The following is a 25,067-nucleotide window of genomic DNA, read 5'->3' as shown; positions in this document are numbered from 1 at the left end:
TTAAGTCGTTTTCACATAAGGCAGTCATGGATACGGGTTCTCGACTCAAACTAGTACGCGAAAGCTACAAACTCTCCCAGCGCGAGCTCGCCCGGCGCAGCGGCGTGACCAACGCCACCATTTCGCTGATCGAACAGAATCGCGTCAGTCCCTCCGTCAGCTCACTGAAAAAGCTGCTCGAAGGCATACCGATGTCCCTGGCCGACTTCTTCACCTTCGACCAGCCCCCGCGCGAACACCAATACGTCTTCCGCGCCAACGAACAACCCGACCTCGGCCGCCACGGCCTGCGCCTGCTGCTCATCGGCGCCTCTGTCCCCAGCCGCCAGATGCGCTTACTGCGCGAACAATACGCCCCTGGCGCCAGCTCCGGAGAAGAGCCGATCGTGCATGCCGAAGGCGAAGAGTGCGGGCTGGTGACGCGTGGCACCGTGGAGTTGACCGTGGACGGCCAGGTGAGTGTGCTGAGTGCGGGGGACGGGTATTACTTTCCGACGACGCTGCCGCACAAGTTCCGGAATATCGGGGCGGATGAGGCTGAGATTATCAGTGCGAACACGCCGGCGAATTTTTGAAGGGCATGCGTTTCGCATCGCTTTATTGAGGTTGAGTCTTCTGAAAAGCGCGGGCCGCCTGGGTGTTTTTCTGCGAAGTATTCAGATGTCGAAATTTCGCGATGGCTTCGGGCGATAACCATTCGTCCGACGCGTCGCACGTTCGCCGCACACCTGCTTCCAATGCTGTAACTCACCACGCAAAGGAAGAGCCACCATGCTGAACCATAAAATCGCGGTGTTAACCTTCGCGGCGTTGCTGTTCGGCAGTTCGCCGTATGTGCTCGCGGCGGGCGAAACGTCGACCCCTAAGGCCAGCGACGGCACCAGCCAGACTCGGGAACCGGCGTCTCCAGCCACCAATGCCGACCCGGATGCCGATTCGCTGCCCAAAGGTGGTGATGGAGGCAAGACCGACAATGGGCCGGTGCCATCTGCCTCCAAACCCAGCCCTGCGGGTCAACCGTCCGGTAGCAGCAGTGGCGGGAGCGGCGGTAGTTGATGGGTATCGCAAACTAAAAGCCCGGTTTTTCGAGCCGGGCTTTTTTTCTGCGTACAAGACGTGGTCATTGAAAACCCGATGTCTCTTCGAGGCGTCGGGTTATTTATTTCTTCCATTCGTCAGCCGCTTCGCATTTTCACCGGACACCTGTTTCCAATGCGTAACCCACCCCCGCAAAGGAACCATCGATATGCGCCCAGTCAAACTCGCAGCACTCACCCTGGCCACCCTGTTATCCGCCACTTCGCTCTGCGCAACAGCCGCAAGCGAAACCTCAGCGCCGGCTGCCAATGACGGCAATAGCCAAACCAACCCGAGCGCGCCGGAAGACATTCATTCCAACGGCGCCACCGTGCCCAAGGGCACTCAGGGCAACACCACCAACAATGACGGCTCAACCCCTTCGGGCTCCAAGCCCAGTGGTTCGAAGCAGTCGAACGACAGCGGTACCAGCAGCGGCGCTGGTGAGGGTTGATGGTGGGTTCAAATACAGCAAGCCCAGCATCCAGCCGGGCTTTTTGATAGATCCTGGAAGCTATTTAGCCTTCCACTCACCACCACTGTTTTCACAATCAATCTTCGACTGAGCCAGATGTTCACCGTCGTAGTAATACGTGGTGACTTTGGCGTTGTCGGGCATGTTCAGCGGTTTTGCGCTTTTATCTTTGCTGGTGGAGTGCGGGTTGGCCAGGGATTCCTGGGTGAGGCGGGCAGTGCAGGTGGCCTGGTAGTGGTCGTCGCAGCGTTCGACTTTTTTCTTGGTGGCGCTGAGGGTGTCCTTGCTTTCATTGCTGCACGACCAGTTGATGGAGTCCACGGGCATGCCTTCGTATTCGTAGCAGCTGTGGGTTTCCACCGCCGGCACCGAGGCGCTGGAGGAGCGGGTTTGTACGTCGCAGCCTTCGGCCATGACGCAAGTGGGGATGATGCAGAATGTGGCGATCAGGAGCAGCAATCGGGTTGTCATCGGCAATTCCTCTCCAATGGCGCCGCGTCTGATCGGTGATTTGGCGCTTGTCTGGTTTCGAGGCGGCAATGGCGCGCAAGGTTCCATTGGCTTTGCGCCGGGCGATCTTCGCGTACACTGCGCAACAATCAGAAACATTCAGCGCCCAAGGACTGGAACGTCGCCATGCTTGAGATCAGCCCTACGACCCCTGAAACCACGGAGATTGCCATGGCTCAATCCCTCGAACGCGCCATCGCCATTGCCGCCATGGCCCACACCGGGCAGGTGGACAAGGGCGGCGCGCCGTACATTTTGCATCCGCTGAAAGTCATGTTGCGCATGAGCACCTTGGAAGAACGCATCGTTGCTGTGCTGCACGACGTGGTCGAGGATTGCGGCGTGAGCCTCGATGATTTGCGCCGGGAAGGTTTCAGCGAAGAGGTGCTGACGGCGATTGCCGCGGTGACCAAGGTGCCTGGCGAGTCCTACGAGGATTTCGTCGATCGTGCCGCGCAGAATCCGATCGGCCGAGCGGTCAAACTGGCGGATCTGGAAGAGAACAGCGATCTTTCGCGGATTGCCTCGCCGAGCTGGGAGGATCTGGAGCGGATCGAGAAGTATCGGCGGGCGATTGCGCGGCTTCGCGCATAGAAATGCCAATCCCCCTGTAGGAGCTGCCGAAGGCTGCGATCTTTTGATCTTGAAAAACAAAGTCAAAAGATCGCAGCCTTCGGCAGCTCCTACAGGGGACCGTGGTGTGTCAGTTGGATAGCCAGGAAGGCGAACTATGAAATCCATTTTGTGTGTGTTGATTGCTGCAGGTTTCGGCGCGTTGTTACAGTTTGAGGGAGTACCCCACGGCTTGTTGTTGGGCTCCATTGCAGTAACTGCTTTATTTGCCAGTAACACCGGCATTGCCCCGGCCACCCCGTATGGGCTGGGCTACATTCAGGTCACGCTGGGCATCGCCACCGGGCTGATGTTCGAAGCGTGGGACAGTGCGACGGCCTCGACGATGTTGCCCAGCCTCGGCGTGTTGCTCGTTTGCCTGACCGTACAAATCGCCCTCGCTGGCTGGTGGCTGATGCGCGGCGCCGGCTGGAACCGCACCGACGCACTGCTGGCGGTCTATCCCGGCGCGCTGGCAGCGGTGTTCGATCTGCTTGAGTCGGAAAAAGCTTCGAGCAAAGTCATCATCGTCCACTTGACGCGCCTGCTGCTGATCACCCTTCTGGTCAGTGTGCTCATCCCCGGGCAAGCAGCGGTGGCCGTGGTCACCAGCGATCCATTGACCACCGGCATGGCGTTGACTGCGCTGTCGGTCATCGCGTTGAGCATAGTGCTCGGGCGCTTGCTGCTGCTGATTGGCGTCCCGGCGCCGTTCATGCTCACCGCGATCATCATCACCGCGGTGTTTGTGAAAACAGGATGGCTGCACGGCTTTCATATGCCCGAATGGAGCCTGAACCTGGCGGCGCTGATTCTTGGGGTACGGATCGGTTCACGGTTTCAGGGGCTCGGCTTCGCTGAATTGGCGCGACACGGTCGCACGGCGTTGGTGTCGGTCGGTTTGATGGTCGTGGTTGCGGCGGTATTTGCCGAAGTAGCGGCGCGCTCGCTGGGCAGCGATCCGCTGTCGCTGTGGCTGGCGTATATGCCGGGGGCGATTGAAACGATTGCGATTGTCGCGTTCGGTGGCGGGCTGAATGTGGTGTTCATCCTGACGCATCATTTGAGCCGGATGGTGCTGCTGCATTTCGCGCCGGCGTTGTTGGTGCAGGTGCGGCGAGTGCGAGCGCAAAGCTGAACTACACTCCATGATTACCCCGCACCACCGCCAATCCAGGCTCGACGGAGGTAATCATGAATCACATAACGTGCATCCCGCTCTTGATCGGCGCCTTATTCATGGCTCAGGCCAGCGCCGAATCCGTCGTCCCGCTCAAAGGCCAGTCCTCGCAACAAACCCAGATCGATATCAATGACTGCCACTCCATCGCTTCGAGTTCCGGCACATCGACCCCGCAGACCGGCGGACGCCTGAAGGGCGCCGCCGTCGGTGCCGCGGCAGGGGCGGCCGGTGCAGAAGTGCGCGGTCGTCAGTACGACGATGTCTATGAAAACGTCGATGACGATCGCAAGCAGGATTACCGGCAGAACCGTGCCCGGCAGACTGCCGCCGCCGGCGCGGTAGTGGGCGGCGCACGGCAGCGCCAGGAACGACGTGCGCAAAGCAAGACCGATGCGGCGGCCAGTTCCAGTGCCTACGCGGGTTGCCTGCAGGGCCGCGGCTATCAGCTCGCGCCTTGAGGTTTCGGCGGGTGCGCCGCAAGCAGGTGCATCATCAACGTGCCGTAGAGCGTCACCAGAATGAACAGGCCCATGCGCACGGCGAACGCGGTGTAGACGTCCTTGCCCGCTTCGCTGTCCTGCACGGACTGGCCGAGCAGGATGATCATTGTAATCAGGGTATTGAGCCAAAAGCCCGGGCTGAAGCGTGTCGGGCTGAGGCGATAGAGCTTGCGTGCCAGGCACAGGCCGAACAGCAGCGTCCACAGAAAGAACATCCACAGGTGCACGAACAGGCTCAAGCCACACCAGAGCAACACGGCCAACACCCCGGCGAGCAGGGTTGACCCGAGCAGTTCGCGTCCGGCGTGATGGGTATGGGTGGTGGAGCTTTGCTGGCCGAGGCTGACAGCCTTGAGGATGATCGGCGTAAAGCTGGCCGGGTCGCTCAAGGCCAGCAAGAACGTTGGCAGCACGATCAGCGTGGCACGCAGGGCCACGCGCGGGACTTCGTCGGCAGGCATGGCAGGTGGTTTGGGGGGCGCGGGGCTGTCGGGGCGCTCCGCAAACAGCACGTGACTGATGCCGACCACGGCCACCGCCAGCAACAGGCCTTTGACCAGCGCGCCAATCACCGCCATCGCCAGATCGAATTCGGCAAAACCGGCGGCGGAGATCATGGTCATGCCGATCACCAGAAACGTCATGATCAACGGATTACCGCCCCGCAGGCCAAAGCGAAACACCACAAACAGACCGAGGCCGATCAACAGCACGCCACTCAGCGGGTAGTAGCGCAGCAACGGCACCAGCAGCAGGCCGATGCTGGTGGTCAATGCGGCGACCAGCGCCAGCACCAGCGCGCCTTTGAGCGGTAATGCCCGGGGCAGACTGGCTAGCAGCAACACCGCCAGCACCGGCGAGATGAACGCCAGTGGCAATGCCAATGCATAACTGGCGGCGGTGCACAGCGCTGTGCCGAACGCCAGGCGCAAGGCCCGTTGCGCCGGGACGCTGCGCTCAGTAGGCATACGACAGCCAGCTCATCAACCCGACAAACAATCGCCCCAACGGGTTGAGTGGATTGCCTTCGCTGGGGAAAGCCATGAGTTCAGCCTGCCCGCCGGCACGGATCGCGCGGCTGTCGATCAGGCGCTTCTTCGCCTCTTCGGTGAACTCGACGATCACCGGGAAACGTTGCGCCGGACGCAGCCAGTCGCGGCTGTTCTGGATGCTCGGCAGGGTACCGGGCGCCGGAGGCTGGCCGACGCTGACACCGTAGCCGACGCTGCGTACGCGACCGTCGAGGACTTCGCCGGGTAACGCATCGAGGACGATAGCGACCGGTGTTCCGGGTTGTACGCGGCCGAGATTGTTTTCCGTGAGATCGGCGCTGATCCATACGTCGTGGATCGCGATCAAGGTCATCACCGGGCTGCCAGCGGCGGTGAACTGGCCAACGTCGGTGCGCAGGTCGGTAATCAGACCGGCCGAGCGCGCACCGATGCGGGTGTTGGCCAGATCCAGTTCGGCTTTGGCCAGTACCGAGGCGGCGCTGCGCAGCTGGGCGTTGGTGTCGGTGCTGCCGCCTTCCTGTTCTTGCGCGCGCTGCACTTCGGCGCGGGCCGCGGCGACTTGGGCGACGGCTTGTTCGCGGTTGGCGCGGGACACTTCCAACAGCCGTACGGAGACCGTGCCGGGATCCTGTCGGTACAAGCCTTCGAGGCGCTGATTGTCTTGGCGTGCCTTGAGCTCATTGGCTTGCGCGGCCCTCAACGATGCCTGCGCCGAAGCGATCCCGGCGGTGCTGGCGCCGACCTGACGGCGGGTCGATTCCAGGTCAGCTCTGGCGCGATCCACAGCGATTTGCAGCGGCTGCGGATCCAGTTCGAAAAGCACCTGGCCAGCCTTGACGTCCTGGTTGTTGCGCACGTTGACGCGGATCACCCGTCCTGCCACTTCGGCGGCCACCGGAATCACGAACGCACCGACCCGCGCCTGCTGGGTGTAGGGCGTGTAGCGGTCGGCGAGCAGATACCAGGCCAGGCTCAGCACAATCCCCAAAAGAACCCAGCGAATGCCTTTCTTCGCCGAATCGGATTGGACGGGCGCGGAGGGCGGGGCGGGCGTCGCGTTGTCAGTCATGGCGGCTTACCTGCGAGGGAAGGGGATACGCCGGTCGGGCGGGCGGCGCGCTGAGCAAATCCGCCCAATCGGTACGTTGCTGCATCTGTTGCCGAGTCGGTTCATCGATCAGCGGCGCGTTGCTCTGCCAGCCGCCGCCAAGAGCTTTGTACAGGGCGATGAGATTGCTCACTGCATTGCTGCGACTGACCAGATAGTTGTCCTGCAACTCCAGCAGCGCCCGTTGCGCATCGAGCACCCGTTGAAAATCCGAATAGCCTTCGCGGTATTGCGTGTTGGCCAGCACCAGCGAGCGCCGCGCTGCACCTTCAGCGTCACGCAGAATACGCTCGCGCTCCAGCGCCTTGCTCATGCCGCTGGCGGCGTCATCCGCTTCGCGAGCTGCCTGGCGCACCTTGTCGCGATACGCTTCGATCAGTTGCTGCAAGCGCGCATCCTGCACCCGCACGTTGTTGCGGATACGGCCGTAGTCAAAGATGTTCCAGCGCAGGCTCGGGCCGCCGATGAGGTCGAGGCTGCGCGGGGTGGCGCTGAGTGTGTCGCTGGACCAGACGATGCTGCCAAGCAAGGTCAGCGACGGGTACAGATCGGTCTCGGCGACGCCGACCAGCGCCGATTGGGCGGCGACATTCAGTTCCGCCGCGCGCACGTCCGGACGCCGCAGCAGCAGACTGGCCGGGACGTCTTGCAACACAGCACGATCCACTAATGGAATGAGTCCGGTTTGTTCGGCCAGCAACGCCGCGCCACCGGGCGGCTGGCCGACCAGCACCGCCAGAGCGTTGCGCGTGCGCAGCAGTTGATCTTCGAACGCCGGGATGCTGCTCAACGTGCCGAGGTATTGGGTTTTTGCCTGCTGCAGATCGAGTTCGGCAGACTGGCCGCTGTTGAACAGTTTTTCGGTGATGTCGAAATTGCGTTTTTGCTGGACGGCGTTTTCCCGAGCGACTCGTAGCCGCGCTTCGGTGGTGCGCAGGGAAAAATAGCTGTCGGCGACCTGCGCACGCAGCAGCACGAGAGCGTCTTCGTAGTTGGCCTGGGCAGCGAAATATTGCGCATCGGAGGCTTCGATGGCACGGCTGAAGCGCCCCCAGAAATCCAGTTCCCAACCGACATCGAACGCCGCGCTGTGTTGCCAGAAGTGCAGATCCTGCGGATTGTTGCCGCCGGACTGGTCGCGGTCGACATGGAAGCTGTCGACGCCGAGCTGTTGCAGTTGCGGGTAACGACCGCTCTCGGCGATGCCCAGTTGGGCGCGGGCTTCGAGCACCCGCAGCGCGGCGATTTTCAGGCTGCTGTTATGCGCCTCAGCCTCGGCGATCAGACGGTCGAGCACGGGGTCGGCGAACACCTGCCACCACTGGCGTACATCCGGTTGGGCCGCGCGCGCGCTCGCCTGCTCCAGCGCCGCGCTGTTCCACTGCTTGCTCCAGGCCTCGGCCGGCGGCTGGAAATCCGGCCCCAATCGCACGCAACCACTGAAGCTCAACGCACCGAGTAAAAGCAGGTGACCGGGCCGCGTCAGCAGGGCGGTTGTTAGAGGCATTGCGTAGGTTCCTGACCCGCGAATATCAGTGGAGCATAGACGGCGGATTGCAGCTTGTTCGGGCAAATCTGCTGCTACGCTTCTGAGGCACTTGACCTTCACCTTCACAGGAACGAAAACATGGATACTGCCCAAGAACCGCTCACACCGCCGACGCCTGCTACCTGGCGCTTCAAGGTTGGCGTGGCGATCATTTGCCTGATGCTCGGCTCGTGGCTGATGGTGCCGCTGGCGGCCGCCCTCGACGTGCCCGGCCCGAAGGTTGCGGCGTTGACCGGGGTGCTGTTCATCAGCAACAAGGTGTTGTTGCTGCTGGTGATTGCGGTGATGGGCAAAGCCGGGTTTGCCGAGCTCAAGCGCACGATCGGCCGGCATGTCTCGGGGATGCTTCCGACGCCCGTGGCCGAAGTCTCACCGCTACGGCACCGAGTGGGTGTGGTGATGTTTTGCCTGCCGTTGCTGACGTCTTTTCTGGAACCGTATATCGATAACTTCTGGCCAGGGTTGCGGCCTAATCTGTGGCAGCTGCAACTGCTGGGGGATCTGATGTTTATCAGCAGCTTCTTTGTGCTGGGCGGCAATTTCTGGGACAAGGCCCATGCGTTGTTTGTGCGGAAGGCGAAGGTGGTATCGACCTGATGGTGAATTGAAATCCATTGTGGCGAGGGAGCTTGCTCCCGCTGGGCTGCGCAGCAGACCCAAACCTGACGACCGAGGCATTCTGATGCGACCGGGTTGCCAGGGTTTACGACGGCTTCGCCGCCGAGCGGGAGCAAGCTCCCTCGCCACAGGTTTGTGCAGTGCATTAGATGATGTGTGCAGCAAATCCTTGGAGATCCGGCGCGACATCATCTTTGAGCGTCAACGCCGGAATCTCGTAATCCCCGGCATTCTGTTGCCGAAACGCAATTGGCCGGGTGCTCCACAACTCATCCAGGCGCCGGCCCAATGCATCCGTTGTTTCAGCGTACCGGGCCGCGTCCATCTTGCTGGTGCGATAGATCAGGAACGGTGGCACCACTTCAAACCCCGGGTAATACAGAATTCCGTGCTGAATCGGGAACAGCAGGTCGTCCATCGGCCCATTGATGCCGCGTGGGCTGTAGTGCGATTCCCAACCGCCGGTGGTGACCAGCAGCATGGCCCGTTTGCCCTTCATTCTGCCTTCGCCATAGCGCTCGCCCCAGCGGCTGTCGGAGTGTTCGCCGACGCCGTAGGCAAAGCCGTAGGCGTAGACGCGATCGAACCAGCCTTTGAGAATCGCCGGCATGCTGAACCACCACATCGGGAATTGCAGAATCAGCGCGTCGGCCCAAAGCAGTTTCTCTTGCTCGCGAGCGATGTCGGCAGCCTGGGTGCCGTCGGCGTAGGCGCGTTTCGAGTCGAGCGAGGCATGGAACGGTTGCGATTGATCGCGCTGCGGCGCGTCGTCGGCGTCGAGTACGGGCTTCCAGTTCATTGCGTAGAGGTCGCAAACCTGCACGCTGTGCCCGGCGGCCTGCAGGCGCTGGACAGTGAAGTCGCGCAGCGAGCCGTTGAGCGAAGTCGATTCAGGATGGGCGTAAACCAGTAGTACGTTCATGGTGCAAGCTCCGTGGGTTGAATGACTGCAGGATCGGCGCTCGCCCGGTATATTGGAAATGAATGTCTGATATGTCTGGTATAGCCATGAATAATTTGAGGCGCCTGGATATCAATCTGCTGTTGACCCTGGACGTGTTGCTCGCCGAACACAACGTGACCCGCGCGGCCCAGCGCCTGCACCTGTCGCAACCGTCGGTGAGCGTGCACCTGGCCCGGTTGCGCGAAATCTTTGGCGATCCGTTGCTGTTGCCCGGGCCGAGAGGCATGCGCCCGACGGCCCGTGCCGATGAGCTGCGCGAGCCGTTGCGTGAAGCACTGGAGGCATTGGAAAGGGCGGTGGCGCCGGCCAGCGCGTTTGACCCTGCGCAGGCGACGCACAGCTGGAAAATCGCCGCGACCGATTACGGTGAATCCACCGTCGTGCTGCCGGCGCTGAGCGGGTTGCGCGAGCAGGCACCGGGCACGCGTCTGGCGATCATCGACCTGACGCCGGCGCAAATGGTCAGGCAAGCCGAACAAGGCGTGTTCGATCTGGCCCTGCACATCAGCGAAGACGCGCCGCCGGAGTTGCATCGGCGACCGTTGTTCAGCGAACGCTACGTGTTGGCCGGGCGCATCGGCCATCCGGGGTTGTCCCGTGCGCCCAGCCGCGAGCAGTTCTGCGCACTGGAACAGGTGCTGGTGTCGCGCGAGGGCGGGGGCTTCTTCGGGGTGACCGACAAGGCGCTGGCCGAGGTTGGGCTGGCGCGTAAAGTGGTGCTGTCGGTGCCGCACTTTCTGATGGCGATGTCGGTACTGGCAAGCACCGATCTGGTGGCGATGCTGCCGTCACGCCTGGTGCGCGGCAACCCGGCGCTGCAAGTGGTCGATGCGCCGTTGCAGGTGCCGGGCTACGAAATGGCGATGTTCTGGGCTGAACGTGTGCATCGGGATCCGGCGCACAAATGGTTGCGTGAGCAATTGCTCGCCTCGGTCTGACGGCTTGTCAGGCATGGCCGAGGGCAATCGCGAACGACACGACGATCATGCAGGCGAAGGCGAAATTCAGATTCATCAGCGGGTCATCCTGAGCTTTTTAGAGTGGGCCATTGTGAACAGTCGCAATGCAAAGAAAAAATTCGCCTTGTCGATTCCAATGATCGAAAGCATTGATAGCCGTCGCGTTTGTATTTAACGAGGGCTTTGGCTAACCTCGGAAAAACCTGCAACTACACGCACAAACAGGCGTAACCATGCACGATCACTCCTCCACTGAATTGCCGTCCCTGCGTCGGCAGAAGATACTTTTGCTGCTTGAGCGCGATGGCAAGGTCATTGCCTCCGAACTGAGTCAGCACTTTGCTGTGTCCGAGGACACCATCCGCCGCGACCTCGCCGAACTGGACAACGCCGGGCTGGTGCAGCGCGTGCATGGCGGGGCGTTGCCGCGGCCGAAGGATTCCGGCAAGGACTACTTCACCCGCCTGGATGAGACCGACGAGGTCAAAGTGCGCCTGGCGCAATTGGCGGCGCAGCATATCGAGGACGGGCAGATTGTGCTGTTCGACTCCGGCTCGACCACGTTGCAGGTCGCGCGATCGTTACCTGCACAGATCCGCATCACCGCCGTGACCGCTTCGCCGCTGACGGCAATTGCCTTGTCGGAATACAAGGGGGTTAAAGTGATTCTGGCCGGCGGGCAATTGAATCCACATTCAATGTCGGCCAGTGGTCAGGAGACGCTGCGCCTGCTGGCGGGCATCAAGGCTGACCTGGCGATTACCGGGGTCTGTGCGATTCATCCCGAGGTGGGGATCACTTCGCTGCATTTCGATGAGGTGCCGGTGAAACAGGCGATGCTCGACAGCGCCACGCGAGTGATTGCGGTGACCACAGCAGACAAGCTGGGCGCGGTGGAGCCGTTTGTGGTGGCGCCGTGCACGCGCCTGCATGGGTTGATCACCGAGCGGCATCTGGGGTCGGGCAGTGTCGAGGATTATCAGAGATTGGGCATCGCGGTGGAGCAGTTGCCGGATTGATTGTGGTGTCGCGTTTGAGGCCTCTTCGCGAGCAGGCTCGCTCCCACAGGGGATGTGCAGCGAACAAATGACCCTGTAGGAGCTGCCGAAGGCTGCGATCTTTTGATTTTGATTTTCAAAAAACAAGATCAAAAGATCGCAGCCTTCGGCAGCTCCTACGGGTAACGGATCAGCGCATCTTTTCAAGCATCTGGTAATACCACATCCCCGCCGCCAGCAACGGGTTGCCGAGCAGATCGCCCATTGGCACGCGAATGTGCTGGCAGGCGGCGAAGGTGTCGAACTGCTCCATCTGCCCGGTGATCGCCCGGCTCATGATTTCACCCATGATGTGCGTGGTAGCGATGCCGTGTCCGGAGTAGCCCTGGCAATACCAGACGTTGTCCGAGAGCTTGCCCAGTTGCGGGATGCGGTTGATGACGATGCCCATCGCGCAACTCCACTGATAGTCGATCGGCACGCCTTTGAGCGCCGGAAACGTACGTTCGATGCACGGCCGCAGTTCGGCGGCGATGTCCCGTGAATCCTTGCCGCTGTAGTTGGCGCCGCCACCGAACAGCAATCGACCATCGGCGGTGAGCCGGTAGTAATCGAGGACGAAGCGGCAGTCATACACGGCGAGATCCTCGGGGTTGATCTGCCGGGCCAGATCGCCCAGTGGCGCGGTGGTGACGATGCCGCCCATGGCCGGAAAAATCTTGCCCTTGAGCTGGCCCGGTTCGAGCTTGTGATAGACGTCCCCGGCGAGCATTACCTGATCCGCGTCGATCTGGCCGTGGGCAGTTCTCAATCCGGGCGCAGCACCGTGAATGATCTCCAGCACTTCGCTGTTTTCGAAGATCAGCGCGCCAAGGCTTTGCGCCGCCCGCGCTTCGCCGATGCACAGGTTGAGCGGGTGCAGGTGCATGTTGCGGGTGTTCTTGATCGCGCCATGGTAGAGGTCGCTTTGCAGCAGATCGCGCACCTGGCTGCGCTCGAGCAGACTGACCTCATCGCCCAGGCCTCGACGCACGGCTTCGTCGTAATCCTTGCGCAGATCGGTCATGTGGCTCGGCTTGTATGCCGCGTGTAGATGGCCGTGTTTGAGGTCGCACCGGATCGCATATTTCTCCACGCGCTGGCGGATGATTTCATGCCCGCGCCAGCGCAGGTGCCAGATGAAGTCATCGATCTCATCGCCGAGTTTCCCGCGCATCTGTTTGCGCATCGCGCCGTCACCGGAAAGGCTGCCGGTGACTTGCCCGCCATTGCGCCCGGTGGCGCCCCAGCCGATCTTGTGGCTTTCGACGATGGCGACTTTCAAGCCTTTTTCGGCGAGTTCGACAGCGCTGGCGACACCGGTGAAACCACCACCGATGATCACCACATCGACCTTGTGCCTCCCTTGCAGGGTCGGGTAGTCGGTATCCTGGTTGAGGGTGGCGGTGTAGTAGGAATTGCAGCGAATGGTCATGGCAGCGTCCACAAGAAAATGGGAGTCGAAATGCAATCTCCTGTGGGAGCGAGCTTGCTCGCGAAGGCGTTGTGTCATTCACAATAAAGGTGACTGACACGGCCTCTTCGCGAGCAGGCTCGCTCCCACAGAAGGTGTGTGTTCTCCAGGAATCAGGCCTCGGTGAGATACCACCGCCAATCCTGCTCACCCACTTCGGCCATGAACTGCCGATACTCGGCGCGTTTCACCGCCAGATACACCCCGAGAAACTCCTGCCCCAGCGCCTCCCGCGCCCACGCGGAATTTTCCAGCGCCTGCAACGAGGTCAGCCAATCGGTCGGCAACAGTTCTTTCGCCTGGGCATAACCGTTGCCCTCAACCGGCGCGCCTGGATCGAGCTGTTCACGAATGCCGCGATGAATGCCGGCGAGGATCGCCGCTGCCGCCAGATACGGGTTGGCATCGGCGCCGCAGATGCGGTGTTCGATGTGTCGCGTGTGCGCGGGGCCGCCCGGTACGCGCAGGCTGACAGTGCGGTTGTCGACGCCCCAGGTCGGCGCCAGTGGTGCGTAACTGTTGGCCTGAAAACGCCGGTAGGAGTTGGCGTTGGGGCAGAACAACAGCAGCGAATCGAGCAGGGATGCGAGCATGCCGCCAATCGCCGTGCGCAACAGCGGCGTACCGGCCGGGTCTTCAGAGGCGAACAGATTATGCCCAGCGCCATCGGCGAGGCTGACATGCATGTGCATGCCGGTGCCGGCCAGATCGTCGAACGGCTTGGCCATGAACGTTGCTTGCATACCGTGCTGGTGCGCCACGCCTTTGACCAGACGTTTGTAGCGCACTGCCTGATCCATCGCCGCCAGTGCATCGCCGTGTTCGAGGGTGATTTCCACCTGGCCCGGAGCGTATTCGGAAATCGCCGTGCGCGCCGGGATGCCGTGCAGTTTGCAGGCGCCGTAGAGGTCGGCGAGGAACGGCTCGATCTGCTCCAGCTCGCGCAAGCCATAGACTTGCGTATGGCGCGGTCGACCGCCGTCGGCGTCCAGCGCCGGTTGCGGACGTCCGTTGTGATCGCGTTTGGCATCGAGCAGATAGAACTCCAGCTCGCAGGCCATCACCGGGTGATAACCCTCCGCCTTGAGCCCGTCGATCACTTTGATCAGTAGATGACGCGGGTCGGCGATGCTCGCCGGCAGGCCTTCGCTCGGGTGCATGCTGACCTGCACCGCAGCCGTCGGTATCTGCCGCCACGGCAGGCGCACCAGGCTGCCAGCCAGCGGATAGGCGCGGCAGTCAATGTCCCCGACGTCCCAGACCAACCCGGAGTTTTCTACGTCCTCGCCCTGCACGGTCAGGCCAAGGATGGTGCTGGGCAACGGCCGGCCGCTTTCATACACGGCGAGCAGTTCTTCGCGATGCAACAGTTTGCCGCGCGGCACGCCGTTGGCGTCGAGGATGAACAACTCGATCATGTCGATATCGGGGTTCTGTTCGAGGAACAGGCGTGCGTCTTCGATGGCTGCGAATTTCATGGCAAATCACTCACGATGGCGCCGCACAGGCGCGCAGATTCGGCCGGACACGTAAAGGGCGTCCCGGCAGGGATTTCAAATGGATATCAGTCAGAGGTGACACAGAATCTGTGGCGAGGGAGCTTGCTCCCGCTGAGGCGCGAAGCGGCTCTCGCTTGTTGATTCAAAGGCGGGGACTGCGACGCAGTCCAGCGGGAGCAAGCACCCTCGCCACAATGGCTCACTGACTGACAGAAATCAGCAGGCGATATCCGGCGGGCGTGCGGAGTGACGCAGCTTGGAACGGCGCAGGGCCATGGGCAGATTGACGATGCGGTTCATACGCGGCCCCTGTTGCGGTGGGCGCATACAAAAGAGACGTTCAACCCTTGTGGTTGTTGTGGTGACGTACTCATAACGCGTGTTCCGTTGGCGGAAAGCGTCGGCAGCAGGGCAGGCCCGGCCACCGGTGTGCCCGGATAGTAAGGGGGAATTTGCGCGCATGTAAACGGGAGATTCGCCGGCGGCGTTTGCCCGCGCCATTCACCCGTTGACTCAGCCGCCGGTCATGTTCATGAAACGCACCACTTGCACGTCGTCGTTGACTTCGAAGTTGTGTCGATACGGTTTGAGTTTCATTGCCTCGATAATCGCGTTTTCCAGGCGTTCCGGGTGGCCCGGATGGGCGCGCAATACGGCTTTGAGATCCATCGAATGCTCATTGCCCAGGCACAGCAGCAGGCGACCTTCGACGGTCAGGCGCACGCGATTGCAGGTGCCGCAGAAGTTGTGGCTGTGCGGCGAGATAAAGCCCAGGCGAATGTTCGGCGCCTCGGCTACACGCCAATAGCGCGATGGCCCTTGGGTCGATTCGGTCGAGTCGATCAGGGTGAAGCGTTCGGCGATGCGTTCGCGCACCTGTGCGCTGGAATAGAACGACTCGGCACGACTGTGTTCGGCAATCGCCCCCAGCGGCATCTCCTCGATGAAGGAAATGTCCAGATCACGGTCGATGGCGAAGCTGACCAGATCGTTGATCTCGTGATCGTTACGCCCCTGCATCACCACGCAGTTGAGCTTGGTACGGGAGAAACCGGCAGCGCGGGCGGCATCGATGCCATCGATGACCTGCGCCAGATCGCCGGTGCGGGTCAGCTCCTTGAAGCGTTGCGCATCGAGGCTGTCGAGGCTGATGTTGAGACGCTTGACCCCGGCGTCGAACAGCGGTTTGGCCAGTTTGCCCAGCTGCGAGCCGTTGGTGGTGAGGCACAGTTCACGCAGGCCGGGCAGGGCAGCAATCTGCTCGCAGAGTTGCACCACGCCGGGGCGAATCAGCGGCTCGCCGCCCGTGAGGCGAATCTTGCGCGTGCCAAGCGCGACGAAGCTTTGCGCCACTTGAAACAGCTCTTCCAGCGTAAGGATCTGCTGACGCGGCAGAAACTGCATGTCCTCGGCCATGCAGTAGACGCAGCGGAAGTCGCAACGGTCGGTGACCGACAGGCGCAGATAATCCACGCGGCGGTTGTGACCATCGATCAATTCACGCTGTGTCATAGGCTCGCCTCGTGGATATGGAGCGCCGTTATCGGGCGCAGATTGCGCAGGGTAGGGTGCGCTCGCCACGCCGTCCAATCACTCCGGCTGACCGGATGATTGACGGCGTCGATGATGGTTCATGGCGCGCCGAACATTGCCGTCCAGTAGATGCCGGCATTGCTTTTCGGATCGGTCGCGTAGGCGGCACCCAATTCCTGGTATTGCGGGTTCATCAGGTTGGCGCAATGGCCGGGGCTGGCGAGCCAGCCGTCTACGACTTTGCCGACGGTGTCTTGCCCGGCGGCGATGTTTTCACCGACCAGTTGCCCGCTGTAACCGGACAGTTCGGCACGGTCGCCGGGCGTTCTGCCGTCGCGATCCTTGTGGTCGAGATAGTTATTGTTGGCCATGTCGCGGCTGTGATCCTGAGCGACCGTGCCCAGGGTCGCGTTCCAGGCCAGCGGCGCGGCCGCCGCGAAGGACTGGCCGCCGCACTGGCGCGCCTGACTGCGCGCGCTGTTGAGTTGCGCCAGCAGCTTTTGCCCTTCGCTTTGCGCATCGGCGAGTTTCGCCGTCAGCAACGGCCGCGCGAGGACGATGCGCCAGTCGCGGTCGGCGCGGCTGACACCGACATCGACAAACTGCGGATCGAGCACCACCTGACAGAAGCTTTCCTTGATCGCCTGCATCGCCGCCGCTGCATCGCGCGGGCCGTTGAGGGTGATCGCCTGAACGTTGACCATCGGGTAGCGGGCGCTGGCCATGGCCTGTTGCAGATCGACCGCGCCACTGGCCGGCAGGCGCAGCCGTGGGTCGGCCGACAGCGGTGGCAGCTCGTTCGACGCCTGGCTGCCGCAACGTTGCGGCTGGCTGCGATAGCTGTTGATCGACTCGATCAATTGCAGTTCATCGGCGGCCTGCGCCGAAGTGGCGAAAATCACCCCCAGTGACAATGCGGCACAACGCAAAACGGACGGCATGAAGCGCATGGAAATCTCCCTTGAGCTGAATGCGCCCATGATGCGCGAAAGGCCCCCGGTGGGTGCAATGTCTTTTTCTTTTCGGCAATTTTTTTCTGCACTGGAGTGTTCGCGCATTTGCTCGCTACACTCTGCGCAGACCCCCGGATTGCGGGCGTCTCACCGACGAAACAGGTTGCCCCCGGCGGGCATTGACGGAAGAACCGACATGGGATTGAAAGGCTTGGCAGGCGGTTTGTTGTGTACCTTTCTGGCCGGCGCAGCATGGGCCGGCGCTCAGGCCCCGATCGAGGCCAAGGCCGAACACAAGGCCCAAGTGCTGGAGGAGAAAGCGGCGGACAAGGTCAGCGCTGCTCCGGCGCCGAAATCCGAAGCCATTACCCCGACCGAGGCGCAAGCCGTGGATCCGGCCGGCGCCGCGCCGCTGGACGATCCGCTGACCTGTCTGGCGCGCAGCATCTATTGGGAAGCCAAGGGCAAGAGCACCCCGGAAATGGAGGCCGTCGCCAGCGTGGTGATGAATCGCCTCGGCCATGAAGGCTTTCCCGACACGGTGTGTGCGGTGGTCAAGCAAGGGTCGGAAACCGGCAATTGTCAGTTTTCCTGGTGGTGCGATGGCAAGCCTGATCAGGTCAAGGAAGACGCCGAATACGCTCTGGCCAAGGAAATTGCCGGCAAGGCGCTGAACCGCCAGCTCAAGGATCGCACCCGTGGCGCCCTGTATTTCCATGACCGCAATGTGCACCCGAGCTGGGCCAGGGCGTACCGCAATACGGCGCAGACCGGCAAGTTTCTGTTCTACAAACCTGCCGGGGGCGACGCGCGTTAACTGGCGTGGGTGTTGAGGATGCTCGCTACCTGCTGCGGCTGGCAGTTCAGGTACGGAGACTTTTGCAGCCAGCGCTGATCCGGATACCAGGAAAACATGAACTGGCCGTTCTTCAGGCGATCGATCACCTGTCTGGCGATCTGCGGCCGCACGGCGGGGCAACCCTGACTGCGGCCGATGCGCCCCTGACGCTTGCTCCACAACGGGTTCACGTAACTGGCGGCATGAATCACGATGGCGCGGTCGCGGGCCAGATCATTGAAACCGGGTTCGAGGCCGTCCATGCGCAGCGAATAACCGTGGGTACCCTCGTAGCTTTCCTGAGTGCGGAACAGGCCGAGGCTGGACTGATAACTGCCTTCGCGATTGGAGAACTGCGTGGCGAAATTTTCCCCGGAGTTCGAACCGTGGGCGACCAGATCGCGCAGCACCAGCTTCTGTTTGTTCAGGTCGAAAATCCACAGGCGGCGTTCGGTGGACGGTTGTGAATAATCGATGATCGCCAGATGTCGCGACGGTTTCGCACCGTTGTTGAGCGCGCACTGCATGGCGCTCAATGCACCTTTGAGCGCTTGGGGATTGAGTTGCGGCGCGGCGTGGGCGAGGCTGTTGTAGAGAACCGGCGATGGCTTGCCGGCGGCAAATACTGGGCTGGTCACAGCGACGAGGGTCGCGGTGCTCAACAGAAGTCGGCGCAAAAACGTCAACATTTTATAAAGTGTCCTCACTTGCTACAAAAACGGCACTTTGGCTCCTGACTCCCAGTCAATACCCGCAGGCTCGCGGTTCGAGCCTGACTGTTCAGCGCACCTGATGTAAGGTTGGCCGTCATCTGGACGGCCATGGATTGGAGTAAAGCAGTTGTTCAAAAAGTACGCATGCTACTTGAGCATTTGTTTGCTCGCTGCGCCGTTTGTCGCTTGCGCCGATGAGCCGCTGCCACCGCTTGAAACGCCGCCGACGGCGCCCGCGCAATTGCCGGTAGAGCCGAGCAGCCCGTTGCAGGCGGTTTTGATCAGCCTGGCGCACTCGTGTCCGGCGATTGCCCCGCGCCTCAATGGCCCGGCGCTGAGCCAGCTGCAGGCGTTCTACGAGCAGCAGGACTGGATGCCGGTGTGGGCGAGTGAGTCGGCGCGATTGCCAGCCTTGCGCGCGCAATTGCAGCTATTGGCGGACGACGGGCTGAATCCGATTCGCTATGCCGTGCCGACAACGCCGCCGCAGGATGGCGAGCTTTGTGCAGACATCGATATCAGCCGCAACTACCTGCAGGCCTTGCAGGATCTGCATTACGGTCGTCTGTTGCAGTCGCATTTCGAACCGCTGTGGCAGGTTGACGGCCCGTCGACCGACCGCCAGTCGCGCTTGCTCAGCATCGCCGTGCCGGGCATCCATGACATTGCGGCGGCGTTCGATCTGGCGCGTCCGCATCTGCCGCAATATCAAAGTCTGCGGCAGCTGTACGCCGCACAGCGCTTGCAGGCCTTGCCGCAATGGCGACCGCTCGGCAATGGCCCGTTGCTGCGCCCGGCCATGGAAGACAAGCGTGTGCCGGAACTGGCCCAGCGTCTGTACAACGAAGGCTATCTGGCTCACGCCGTCGTCACGCCGGGCAATGCCTACGATGACGTGCTGGTGGAGGCGGTGAAGCATTTTCAGGCCAGTCACTCGTTGCAGGCTGATGGCGTGGTCGGGCCGGGCACGATTGCCGAGCTGAATATCAGCCCGCTGACCCGCCGCGATCAGTTGCGCGTCAATCTCGAGCGTTTCCGCTGGCTGGCGCAGGACATGGAGCCCAACGGTCTGGTGGTCAATGTCGCTGCCGCTGAGCTGACCCTGTATCAGGGCGGTCAGCCAGTGTGGCAGACCCGCACCCAGGTCGGCCGCGCCGAGCGTCAGACACCGCTGCTCAAATCCCGCGTCACCCGGCTGACGCTGAACCCCACCTGGACCGTGCCGCCGACCATCTGGAAAGAAGACAAGCTGCCGGAAATCCGCAAGGACCAGACCTTCCTCAGCCGCCAGAACCTGCAAGTGCTCGATGCCAACGGCCAGCCTTTGGCAGCGGCGGACATCGACTGGGACAACCCCGGCAACATTCTTCTGCGTCAGGATGCCGGTCCGCGCAATCCGTTGGGGCAAATGGTCATTCGCTTCCCCAACCCGTTCTCGGTGTACCTGCACGACACGCCGAGCAAGGCGCTGTTCGAGAAAGGCCCGCGAGCATTCAGCTCCGGCTGCGTGCGCGTCGAGCATCCGCTGCAACTGCGCGATCTGCTGCTGTCCCCGGCGGAAAAGGCCCGCACCGACACGTTGCTCGCCAGCGGGACCACCCATGAATTTCGTCTGTCGGCGCCGGTGCCGATCCTGATGACTTACTGGACAGCGCAGGTCGACAGTGCCGGACATGTGCGTTATGCCCCGGACATCTACAGCCACGACAGCGCGTTGCTGGTGGGGCTGGACCGGGCGCACTGAGTCCGAACACCCCGGTCAGGCCCCTCTCCCTTGGGAGAGGGGCCTGACCGGGGTGAGGGGGCGAATCTTGAGTCGAGCGCAATACTCAAAATCTCACCGATCCAGCTCCCCCACCAACCACGGCAAAAGTTCTTCACACGACCCTTCAATCTTCAAATCGAGCAGATCATCGGCCCGGGTCTTGCCCAGATTGATCGCCATCAACGGCTTGCCACGTTCGGCAATCACCCGACACAAGCGAAACGCCGAATACGCCATCAACGACGACCCGACCACCAGCAAGCCCGCCGCATTCTCGACAGCGGCCATGGCTCGCGCCGCCGTAGCCTGAGCCACGTTCTCGCCAAAAAACACCACGTCCGGCTTCATCCGCTCACCTGCGCAATGCGGGCACTGCGGTACCTGAAACCGCGCCTCGAAAGCCGGGTCGAGCAAGGTATCGCCATCCGGTGCCTGCACGGCATCAACACCCCTCAGATAAGGATTTTGCGCTTCCATCTGGCGCTGGATCTCATCGCGCTGGCTGCGCTGCCCGCAGTCCAGGCACAGCACCCGATGCAGACTGCCGTGCAACTCGATCACATCGTGACTGCCCGCCTGATCGTGCAAGGTGTCGACATTCTGCGTGATCAAAGCGCTGATGCGGCCCCTCTGTTGCAAGGTGGCCAGCGCCTCATGGGCTGCATTCGGCTGTGCCTGACGCACACGCGGCCAGCCGAGCATGGCCCGCGCCCAGTAGCGTCGACGTGATTCCGGCGCGGCGAGAAATTCCTGGTACATCATCGGCTGCCGTCCCCGGCGTACACCATCGCTGTCGCGGTAATCCGGAATGCCTGACGGCGTGCTGATGCCAGCGCCGGTCAGCACCACAAAATCATCAGCGGCCAGGGCCTGCAGCAGGGTGTCGAGGTGTTCGCGGATCGGGCTGTCGAGCATGGTCGGCACTCCAGAATGGGCAGTGCCCGCAGGTTAGCATCAACCACTGTGGCGAGGGAGCTTGCTCCCGCCGGGGCGCGAAGCGGCCCTTGAAGGGAAGGGCCTGCTGCGCAGTCCAGCGGGAGCAAGCTCCCTCGCCACAGGTTCTTGCCAGCCTTTTCAGCCGGGCAACTCCAGATTATCCAGCACCCGGTTCACCGCCAGTTCGCCGAGCATGATCAACCGCGCGATCCCCATCAGCGTTCGGCTCTGGTCGCGGACAGGGCAGGGTCTTGGGGCCCCCTCGACCGGGTAAAGATTGAGTCTGGCGCCGGTTTGCCGATTCACTGCGCCCATGAACGACAGGCGTGCGCCCAGAAGCCACAGACGTAGCGCCAAAGACGCGTCAGTCAGGGCTCAACCATCGGGGCGGACAAGGGTGTTGGCGATAAAAACGCCGCAGGTGTGCCACGTCGTGTTCGAACCATGCGCCCAACCAGCGCTGGTACTGCGCTTGCGCCAGGTTTTGCAGAGGCGGATGAAGCAGACCGTCATGGACGGCCTGGGCGGCTTGCATCGCGCTCATCAGCGCCTTGAGTACACCGTGCGAAGACGCTGGATCGAGCCGGCTTGCCGCATCGCCGACGAGAAAGTAGCCTTCACCGGCAACCGCCGCGCTGTGACGCCAGGTTACATCCGCTCCCCTTGTCGGACCCTCTTGCGGCAACGCTCGCAGGGTTTCGGGCAGCCTTCGTGCAGAAAGCGCTGACGCATGGAGAGAGTCGCCTTCAAAGCTCAGATGCGTCCAGTGCAGCAACTGCGCCTCAACCTGAGCGAGCCACGTCCAGCCATCAGGTGTGGCGTGCAAGTGCGGATGGCTTGCGTAAGGCTCGACACACCCCCGTAAATAACCGTAGCGGGCCACTAACGCAGGAGAAGCGAATTGCTCTGTCAGCTGCAATTGCCGGCCCAGCCAGCCGGCTGCGCCACTGGCGTCGATCAGATACGAGGCGTAAAGACAGTCGCGGTCGGTCTCTACGCCGATCACTCGGTGTCCATGGGTGAGCAGCTTGCGCGCCCGACAGGGTTGCTGCACCTGCACACCCGCTGACGCCGCTTGCTGCAACAATGCGCCGTCCAGTTGCGCGCGGCTGACCTGAAAGCCGCGCCACGACCCGTTTGCATCCGCGCCAAAAGCATTGAAACGTGGCGGGCCGTTCCAGTGTACCCATTGACCTTCAAAGCGCAGCGTCGCTTGGGCGTGCAGCAGGTTGCCGACGCCCAGTTGCTGCAACAACGGTTCAATACCCGGATGCAGGCTTTCGCCGGGGCGGAATCGAGGAAAGCGCTGGCGTTCGATCAATGCCACACGCAACCCGCGGCGGGCACAGCAGATGGCGCTCGCGCAACCCGCAGGTCCCGCGCCGATCACCACCACATCAAAGTGTTTCAACAGCGATCTGCCAGCGACCGGCACCCCGTTTCATCAGGATGGCCTCGGCGCTGACAAACAGCAGCACTTGTTCCTCGATCTCAACGTGACGCAGCTTGAAATCTTCATCGGCAATGCCTACCGCCCCGCGCTTGTACATCGAAAACCGCTGAACCCATCCCTCAAGGACTCGCCCGGCCTGGTGCTGTGCGGTATCAAGTTCACTGTCCGGCGATTGAACCTCGCGAAACGACAATACCGGCCAGGCATTACGCTGGGCGTTGTCGCCGGCAGCACCCAGCGCTCGGTAGACGCGGTACATCGAGACGACGCGGCGCTGGTACACGGCTTGCGACGTATGGCCGGTCTGGCTCAGGGAAAACCGGCCATCAAGGGCGACTTGTGTGTAATCGGCGTGGGCGTAGGCGTGGTATTGGGCGATCAGTCGATTGTCCTGAACGATCACTTGCGGCCCCTGTTGATCATCCCAGGCAACCGCGCCGTTCTGGCCGATTTCCTCATCGGTCAATGGAATGATGGTGTGCAAACTTGAACGTGGCTCGAAAACACGCGCCGAGTCCGGCGCAACCCCAGGCCAGAAGGAGCCCAGTGCCGCACAGATTTTCGCATCTTCGGGAAAAGGGCTCGCCATCTGATAGCCAGCGAGGATATTGATCCACTGCTGATCGGGCGTTTTCTGCCGAACCCAGCCCACCTCCCAACCCGGGCCGAACACACCGGCCGCGCTGTCGGGCAGAAAGGATGGACGCGAACCGGACTCGAGCGGCATCTGTAAGGGTGTCGATTGCCGGGATTCAGCCAGGGCGACGATTGCCGTCACCCCGCGATCGCTGGCGCAGAACAATTGATCCTTGAGATTCAGGTTGGCGCAGTAGCGCACGTTGGAAAGTGCTTCGAGGCGGGCGTGCCAGATGTTTGCATCGGGGAACAGCGGCTCCTCTCGGACCCAGTTCAACAGTTTGCGCTGACTGCACAGCGGGTAGAAATCCGGAGGGCCGATGATCGAATAAGCGGCGACCGTCGGCAGACTGCCCGCCAGTGCCGGGCAGTCGGGGCGAACCCAGCCGTCAGCGGTCGCATCCTGATAATGCAAGGCCTGATAGCCGCCTTGACGCACCAGCGCCTCGACATCGGCGCGCTGGTTCAAGTCCTCGATGTTGCCATCCGCGTCAACCTTGTGCCGACCATGAACCATGCCGGCGGTGTTGGCCGGCATCAGAAACGACAGCGGCCGTCCCTCGACCTGCGCAGGTTCGACCAGCCGCGCTTTCGGTTGTGGCAGCAGCAGGCCCGCGCCGAAGTCTTCGCTGGCCGCCCAGTCCGCCAGCCCATCGACCACGACAAAGGGCGGCTGGCTGATCTGTGGTTCCTGCCAGCCGGTGCCGCTGTGACGCAAGTGGATGTGCCGCAATTTCTCGTTGACCTGATGGTTTTGCAGCGTCACTGACAGTTCCATGCCTGCCAGACACCGATCGCCGTTGAACAACTTGTGCAGCGGCACCCAGAAATCGAGCCCGGGATCGACCTCGGCCTGAAAGTCCAGCGGCCCGAAACGCTGTGCGTCACCGCGCAATTGCATGGCGATGTAGGCGCTGTAGCGCACCGGCATCACCCGAATGCCGCGTTCGTCATCTTCGACAAACGGCAGAAAGCTACGCAGCCTGGCTTCGTAACGGGCAGGGGCGGTGCCGACACGCGCAATGCCGGTACGGGAAAAACACAAATCGGCATGCTGACCGTGCACGGTGTCGGCTGCGCAGCGATATTCGCTGGCGAACGCCACCACCGCCAGCGGTGCGTCTCCCGCTTGCTGGCGCAGTCGGTCGAGTGTGGGCGGGGCAATGCTGTAGAGATAATCGAGCACGGCCTCGATTTCAGCTGGCGTCGCAAACAGCCGCAGATCCGCTCCGGTTTCGTCGACAGTCACCCGTGGCGAGGCGAGGGCGTGATAGAGCAGGCTGCGCGAGGGCGCTGCGGCTTCGATCGCGCGGTTGCCGTCAAGGTTGAAATCTTCGAACCCGCTCAGTGAGCGATCGATGGTCAGTGGCCGCCGCAGTTCGGCCGCCAGTGGCTCGGCCAGTAGATCAAGGCCGTGGGCCAACATCAGCGAATGCCAGCCGCCGGGGGCCAGTCGATGACATACCTGGGTGACGGATTCGAGCAAGCTCATGGCTGATCCTCGTTGCGGTTCGCGTGCGGTCATCAGACAGCAGAACGCTGATGCCCGCTACTGTCAGGTCTGACAGTAGCGGGGGCGTGGGGACACGCTGACAACGATAAAGGCGGGCGCTTGAGCGCAACAGTCGGGCGATTCCGGCGAAGCTGTAGGCAGACGCCTGC

Annotated in this window: 25 protein-coding genes and 1 pseudogene; 12 read left to right on the top strand and 14 right to left on the bottom strand. The window is 62.1% G+C overall.

What is annotated here, in order from left to right; translation table 11 throughout:
- The first annotated feature begins 26 nt into the window (after positions 1–26).
- From relB to VNV36_RS04185, 3 genes are all read left to right on the top strand, one after another.
- On the top strand, positions 27–575 hold the full coding sequence (relB, locus tag VNV36_RS04195; protein ID WP_011333561.1) for a type II toxin-antitoxin system RelB family anti-toxin: 549 nt from the start codon (positions 27–29) through the stop codon (positions 573–575).
- Positions 576–771: 196 nt separating this feature from the next.
- A complete protein-coding gene (locus VNV36_RS04190; RefSeq protein WP_325716528.1) occupies positions 772–1,056 on the top strand; it encodes a hypothetical protein in 285 nt (94 codons plus the stop codon).
- A gap of 190 nt (positions 1,057–1,246) precedes the next feature.
- Positions 1,247–1,531 carry a hypothetical protein gene (locus VNV36_RS04185; protein ID WP_325716526.1) on the top strand — a complete coding sequence of 95 codons (285 nt, stop codon included), beginning with the start codon at positions 1,247–1,249 and terminating at the stop codon, positions 1,529–1,531.
- A gap of 60 nt (positions 1,532–1,591) precedes the next feature.
- Here the strand turns inward: VNV36_RS04185 and VNV36_RS04180 are convergent, their stop codons facing one another.
- Complete coding sequence (locus VNV36_RS04180) at positions 1,592–2,023, bottom strand: hypothetical protein (protein WP_325716523.1); 432 nt, start codon at positions 2,021–2,023, stop codon at positions 1,592–1,594.
- Positions 2,024–2,233: 210 nt separating this feature from the next.
- On the opposite strand from VNV36_RS04180, the gene VNV36_RS04175 reads away from it, so the two are divergent.
- The 3 genes from VNV36_RS04175 to VNV36_RS04165 all read left to right on the top strand — a co-directional run bounded on the left by VNV36_RS04175 (position 2,234) and on the right by VNV36_RS04165 (position 4,315).
- Entirely contained in the window at positions 2,234–2,656 is a 423-nt protein-coding gene (locus tag VNV36_RS04175) for an HD domain-containing protein (protein ID WP_325716521.1), read from the top strand.
- A gap of 136 nt (positions 2,657–2,792) precedes the next feature.
- Positions 2,793–3,812, top strand: coding sequence for an AbrB family protein (locus tag VNV36_RS04170; RefSeq protein WP_325716519.1), 1,020 nt, complete (start codon positions 2,793–2,795; stop codon positions 3,810–3,812).
- A 56-nt stretch (positions 3,813–3,868) separates the two neighbouring features.
- Complete coding sequence (locus tag VNV36_RS04165) at positions 3,869–4,315, top strand: hypothetical protein (protein WP_325716517.1); 447 nt, start codon at positions 3,869–3,871, stop codon at positions 4,313–4,315.
- Here VNV36_RS04165 and VNV36_RS04160 read toward each other — a convergent pair.
- The 3 genes from VNV36_RS04160 to VNV36_RS04150 are packed head-to-tail and all read right to left on the bottom strand — an operon-like array spanning position 4,300 to position 7,985.
- Positions 4,300–5,325, bottom strand: a complete 1,026-nt coding sequence (locus tag VNV36_RS04160; RefSeq protein ID WP_325716515.1) for a DUF2955 domain-containing protein — start codon at positions 5,323–5,325, stop codon at positions 4,300–4,302. The two genes, VNV36_RS04165 and VNV36_RS04160, sit on opposite strands and share 16 nt — an antisense overlap.
- Complete coding sequence (locus tag VNV36_RS04155) at positions 5,315–6,439, bottom strand: HlyD family secretion protein (RefSeq protein ID WP_325716513.1); 1,125 nt, start codon at positions 6,437–6,439, stop codon at positions 5,315–5,317. The genes VNV36_RS04160 and VNV36_RS04155 overlap by 11 nt, the downstream gene beginning before the upstream one ends.
- The gene (locus VNV36_RS04150; protein WP_325716511.1) at positions 6,432–7,985 is read right to left on the bottom strand and encodes an efflux transporter outer membrane subunit; all 1,554 of its coding nucleotides are present in this window, start codon (positions 7,983–7,985) and stop codon (positions 6,432–6,434) included. The genes VNV36_RS04155 and VNV36_RS04150 overlap by 8 nt, the downstream gene beginning before the upstream one ends.
- A gap of 120 nt (positions 7,986–8,105) precedes the next feature.
- On the opposite strand from VNV36_RS04150, the gene VNV36_RS04145 reads away from it, so the two are divergent.
- Entirely contained in the window at positions 8,106–8,624 is a 519-nt protein-coding gene (locus tag VNV36_RS04145) for a transporter suffix domain-containing protein (protein WP_325716509.1), read from the top strand.
- Between the two features lie 166 nt (positions 8,625–8,790).
- Here the strand turns inward: VNV36_RS04145 and VNV36_RS04140 are convergent, their stop codons facing one another.
- On the bottom strand, positions 8,791–9,567 hold the full coding sequence (locus tag VNV36_RS04140) for an NAD(P)H-dependent oxidoreductase (protein ID WP_325716507.1): 777 nt from the start codon (positions 9,565–9,567) through the stop codon (positions 8,791–8,793).
- Between the two features lie 86 nt (positions 9,568–9,653).
- Between VNV36_RS04140 and VNV36_RS04135 the strand changes: the two genes are divergently transcribed.
- From VNV36_RS04135 to VNV36_RS04125, 3 genes are read left to right on the top strand one after another with little or no spacing between them, the layout of a single operon-like run.
- Positions 9,654–10,547: a LysR family transcriptional regulator gene (locus tag VNV36_RS04135; protein ID WP_325716505.1), complete on the top strand. Its 894-nt coding sequence runs from the start codon at positions 9,654–9,656 to the stop codon at positions 10,545–10,547.
- Between the two features lie 13 nt (positions 10,548–10,560).
- Positions 10,561–10,743 carry a hypothetical protein gene (locus tag VNV36_RS04130; RefSeq protein WP_325716503.1) on the top strand — a complete coding sequence of 61 codons (183 nt, stop codon included), beginning with the start codon at positions 10,561–10,563 and terminating at the stop codon, positions 10,741–10,743.
- Positions 10,744–10,801: 58 nt separating this feature from the next.
- The gene (locus tag VNV36_RS04125; RefSeq protein WP_325716501.1) at positions 10,802–11,587 is read left to right on the top strand and encodes a DeoR/GlpR family DNA-binding transcription regulator; all 786 of its coding nucleotides are present in this window, start codon (positions 10,802–10,804) and stop codon (positions 11,585–11,587) included.
- 169 nt (positions 11,588–11,756) lie between these two features.
- Here the strand turns inward: VNV36_RS04125 and VNV36_RS04120 are convergent, their stop codons facing one another.
- From VNV36_RS04120 to VNV36_RS04105, 4 genes are all read right to left on the bottom strand, one after another.
- Entirely contained in the window at positions 11,757–13,040 is a 1,284-nt protein-coding gene (locus tag VNV36_RS04120) for an NAD(P)/FAD-dependent oxidoreductase (RefSeq protein ID WP_325716499.1), read from the bottom strand.
- Positions 13,041–13,192: 152 nt separating this feature from the next.
- Positions 13,193–14,557, bottom strand: coding sequence for a glutamine synthetase family protein (locus VNV36_RS04115; RefSeq protein WP_325716497.1), 1,365 nt, complete (start codon positions 14,555–14,557; stop codon positions 13,193–13,195).
- A gap of 534 nt (positions 14,558–15,091) precedes the next feature.
- Positions 15,092–16,090: a GTP 3',8-cyclase MoaA gene (moaA, locus tag VNV36_RS04110; protein ID WP_325716495.1), complete on the bottom strand. Its 999-nt coding sequence runs from the start codon at positions 16,088–16,090 to the stop codon at positions 15,092–15,094.
- Between the two features lie 119 nt (positions 16,091–16,209).
- Entirely contained in the window at positions 16,210–17,061 is an 852-nt protein-coding gene (locus tag VNV36_RS04105; RefSeq protein WP_325716493.1) for a CAP domain-containing protein, read from the bottom strand.
- Positions 17,062–17,260: 199 nt separating this feature from the next.
- Here VNV36_RS04105 and VNV36_RS04100 point away from each other — a divergent pair, with 199 nt between their 5' ends.
- Complete coding sequence (locus tag VNV36_RS04100) at positions 17,261–17,881, top strand: cell wall hydrolase (protein ID WP_325716491.1); 621 nt, start codon at positions 17,261–17,263, stop codon at positions 17,879–17,881.
- Here VNV36_RS04100 and VNV36_RS04095 read toward each other — a convergent pair.
- Positions 17,878–18,591, bottom strand: coding sequence for a murein L,D-transpeptidase catalytic domain family protein (locus VNV36_RS04095; RefSeq protein WP_325716489.1), 714 nt, complete (start codon positions 18,589–18,591; stop codon positions 17,878–17,880). The genes VNV36_RS04100 and VNV36_RS04095 overlap by 4 nt on opposite strands.
- A 151-nt stretch (positions 18,592–18,742) precedes the next feature.
- Here VNV36_RS04095 and VNV36_RS04090 point away from each other — a divergent pair, with 151 nt between their 5' ends.
- On the top strand, positions 18,743–20,359 hold the full coding sequence (locus VNV36_RS04090) for a L,D-transpeptidase family protein (protein WP_325716488.1): 1,617 nt from the start codon (positions 18,743–18,745) through the stop codon (positions 20,357–20,359).
- 93 nt (positions 20,360–20,452) lie between these two features.
- Here the strand turns inward: VNV36_RS04090 and VNV36_RS04085 are convergent, their stop codons facing one another.
- The 4 genes and pseudogenes from VNV36_RS04085 to VNV36_RS04070 all read right to left on the bottom strand — a co-directional run bounded on the left by VNV36_RS04085 (position 20,453) and on the right by VNV36_RS04070 (position 24,897).
- Positions 20,453–21,295 carry an NAD-dependent protein deacetylase gene (locus VNV36_RS04085; RefSeq protein WP_325716487.1) on the bottom strand — a complete coding sequence of 281 codons (843 nt, stop codon included), beginning with the start codon at positions 21,293–21,295 and terminating at the stop codon, positions 20,453–20,455.
- 159 nt (positions 21,296–21,454) lie between these two features.
- Positions 21,455–21,547: pseudogene (locus VNV36_RS25900) on the bottom strand (DUF6124 family protein); the annotation flags it as partial.
- 133 nt (positions 21,548–21,680) lie between these two features.
- Entirely contained in the window at positions 21,681–22,727 is a 1,047-nt protein-coding gene (locus VNV36_RS04075) for an NAD(P)/FAD-dependent oxidoreductase (RefSeq protein ID WP_325716485.1), read from the bottom strand.
- Positions 22,714–24,897 carry a hypothetical protein gene (locus VNV36_RS04070; protein ID WP_325716483.1) on the bottom strand — a complete coding sequence of 728 codons (2,184 nt, stop codon included), beginning with the start codon at positions 24,895–24,897 and terminating at the stop codon, positions 22,714–22,716. The genes VNV36_RS04075 and VNV36_RS04070 overlap by 14 nt, the downstream gene beginning before the upstream one ends.
- Positions 24,898–25,067 lie beyond the last annotated feature (170 nt).

The sequence above is a fragment of the Pseudomonas sp. genome (genome assembly GCF_035554175.1).
Classification (GTDB): Bacteria; Pseudomonadota; Gammaproteobacteria; order Pseudomonadales; family Pseudomonadaceae; genus Aquipseudomonas.
This window is presented reverse-complemented; position numbering and strand designations above follow the sequence as displayed.

What these genes read in the sequence shown, in the direction of transcription:
- VNV36_RS04135 (WP_325716505.1), top strand. Translation starts at nt 9,654, where the DNA reads ATGAATAATTTGAGGCGCCTGGATATCAATCTGCTGTTGACCCTGGAC.
- VNV36_RS04175 (WP_325716521.1), top strand. Translation starts at nt 2,234, where the DNA reads ATGGCTCAATCCCTCGAACGCGCCATCGCCATTGCCGCCATGGCCCAC.
- VNV36_RS04105 (WP_325716493.1), bottom strand. Translation starts at nt 17,061, where the DNA reads ATGCGCTTCATGCCGTCCGTTTTGCGTTGTGCCGCATTGTCACTGGGG.
- VNV36_RS04140 (WP_325716507.1), bottom strand. Translation starts at nt 9,567, where the DNA reads ATGAACGTACTACTGGTTTACGCCCATCCTGAATCGACTTCGCTCAAC.
- VNV36_RS04115 (WP_325716497.1), bottom strand. Translation starts at nt 14,557, where the DNA reads ATGAAATTCGCAGCCATCGAAGACGCACGCCTGTTCCTCGAACAGAAC.
- VNV36_RS04145 (WP_325716509.1), top strand. Translation starts at nt 8,106, where the DNA reads ATGGATACTGCCCAAGAACCGCTCACACCGCCGACGCCTGCTACCTGG.
- VNV36_RS04160 (WP_325716515.1), bottom strand. Translation starts at nt 5,325, where the DNA reads ATGCCTACTGAGCGCAGCGTCCCGGCGCAACGGGCCTTGCGCCTGGCG.
- VNV36_RS04155 (WP_325716513.1), bottom strand. Translation starts at nt 6,439, where the DNA reads ATGACTGACAACGCGACGCCCGCCCCGCCCTCCGCGCCCGTCCAATCC.
- moaA (WP_325716495.1), bottom strand. Translation starts at nt 16,090, where the DNA reads ATGACACAGCGTGAATTGATCGATGGTCACAACCGCCGCGTGGATTAT.
- VNV36_RS04130 (WP_325716503.1), top strand. Translation starts at nt 10,561, where the DNA reads ATGGCCGAGGGCAATCGCGAACGACACGACGATCATGCAGGCGAAGGC.
- VNV36_RS04150 (WP_325716511.1), bottom strand. Translation starts at nt 7,985, where the DNA reads ATGCCTCTAACAACCGCCCTGCTGACGCGGCCCGGTCACCTGCTTTTA.
- VNV36_RS04095 (WP_325716489.1), bottom strand. Translation starts at nt 18,591, where the DNA reads ATGTTGACGTTTTTGCGCCGACTTCTGTTGAGCACCGCGACCCTCGTC.
- VNV36_RS04180 (WP_325716523.1), bottom strand. Translation starts at nt 2,023, where the DNA reads ATGACAACCCGATTGCTGCTCCTGATCGCCACATTCTGCATCATCCCC.
- VNV36_RS04190 (WP_325716528.1), top strand. Translation starts at nt 772, where the DNA reads ATGCTGAACCATAAAATCGCGGTGTTAACCTTCGCGGCGTTGCTGTTC.
- VNV36_RS04100 (WP_325716491.1), top strand. Translation starts at nt 17,261, where the DNA reads ATGGGATTGAAAGGCTTGGCAGGCGGTTTGTTGTGTACCTTTCTGGCC.
- VNV36_RS04185 (WP_325716526.1), top strand. Translation starts at nt 1,247, where the DNA reads ATGCGCCCAGTCAAACTCGCAGCACTCACCCTGGCCACCCTGTTATCC.
- VNV36_RS04085 (WP_325716487.1), bottom strand. Translation starts at nt 21,295, where the DNA reads ATGCTCGACAGCCCGATCCGCGAACACCTCGACACCCTGCTGCAGGCC.
- relB (WP_011333561.1), top strand. Translation starts at nt 27, where the DNA reads ATGGATACGGGTTCTCGACTCAAACTAGTACGCGAAAGCTACAAACTC.
- VNV36_RS04125 (WP_325716501.1), top strand. Translation starts at nt 10,802, where the DNA reads ATGCACGATCACTCCTCCACTGAATTGCCGTCCCTGCGTCGGCAGAAG.
- VNV36_RS04170 (WP_325716519.1), top strand. Translation starts at nt 2,793, where the DNA reads ATGAAATCCATTTTGTGTGTGTTGATTGCTGCAGGTTTCGGCGCGTTG.
- VNV36_RS04070 (WP_325716483.1), bottom strand. Translation starts at nt 24,897, where the DNA reads ATGAGCTTGCTCGAATCCGTCACCCAGGTATGTCATCGACTGGCCCCC.
- VNV36_RS04165 (WP_325716517.1), top strand. Translation starts at nt 3,869, where the DNA reads ATGAATCACATAACGTGCATCCCGCTCTTGATCGGCGCCTTATTCATG.
- VNV36_RS04120 (WP_325716499.1), bottom strand. Translation starts at nt 13,040, where the DNA reads ATGACCATTCGCTGCAATTCCTACTACACCGCCACCCTCAACCAGGAT.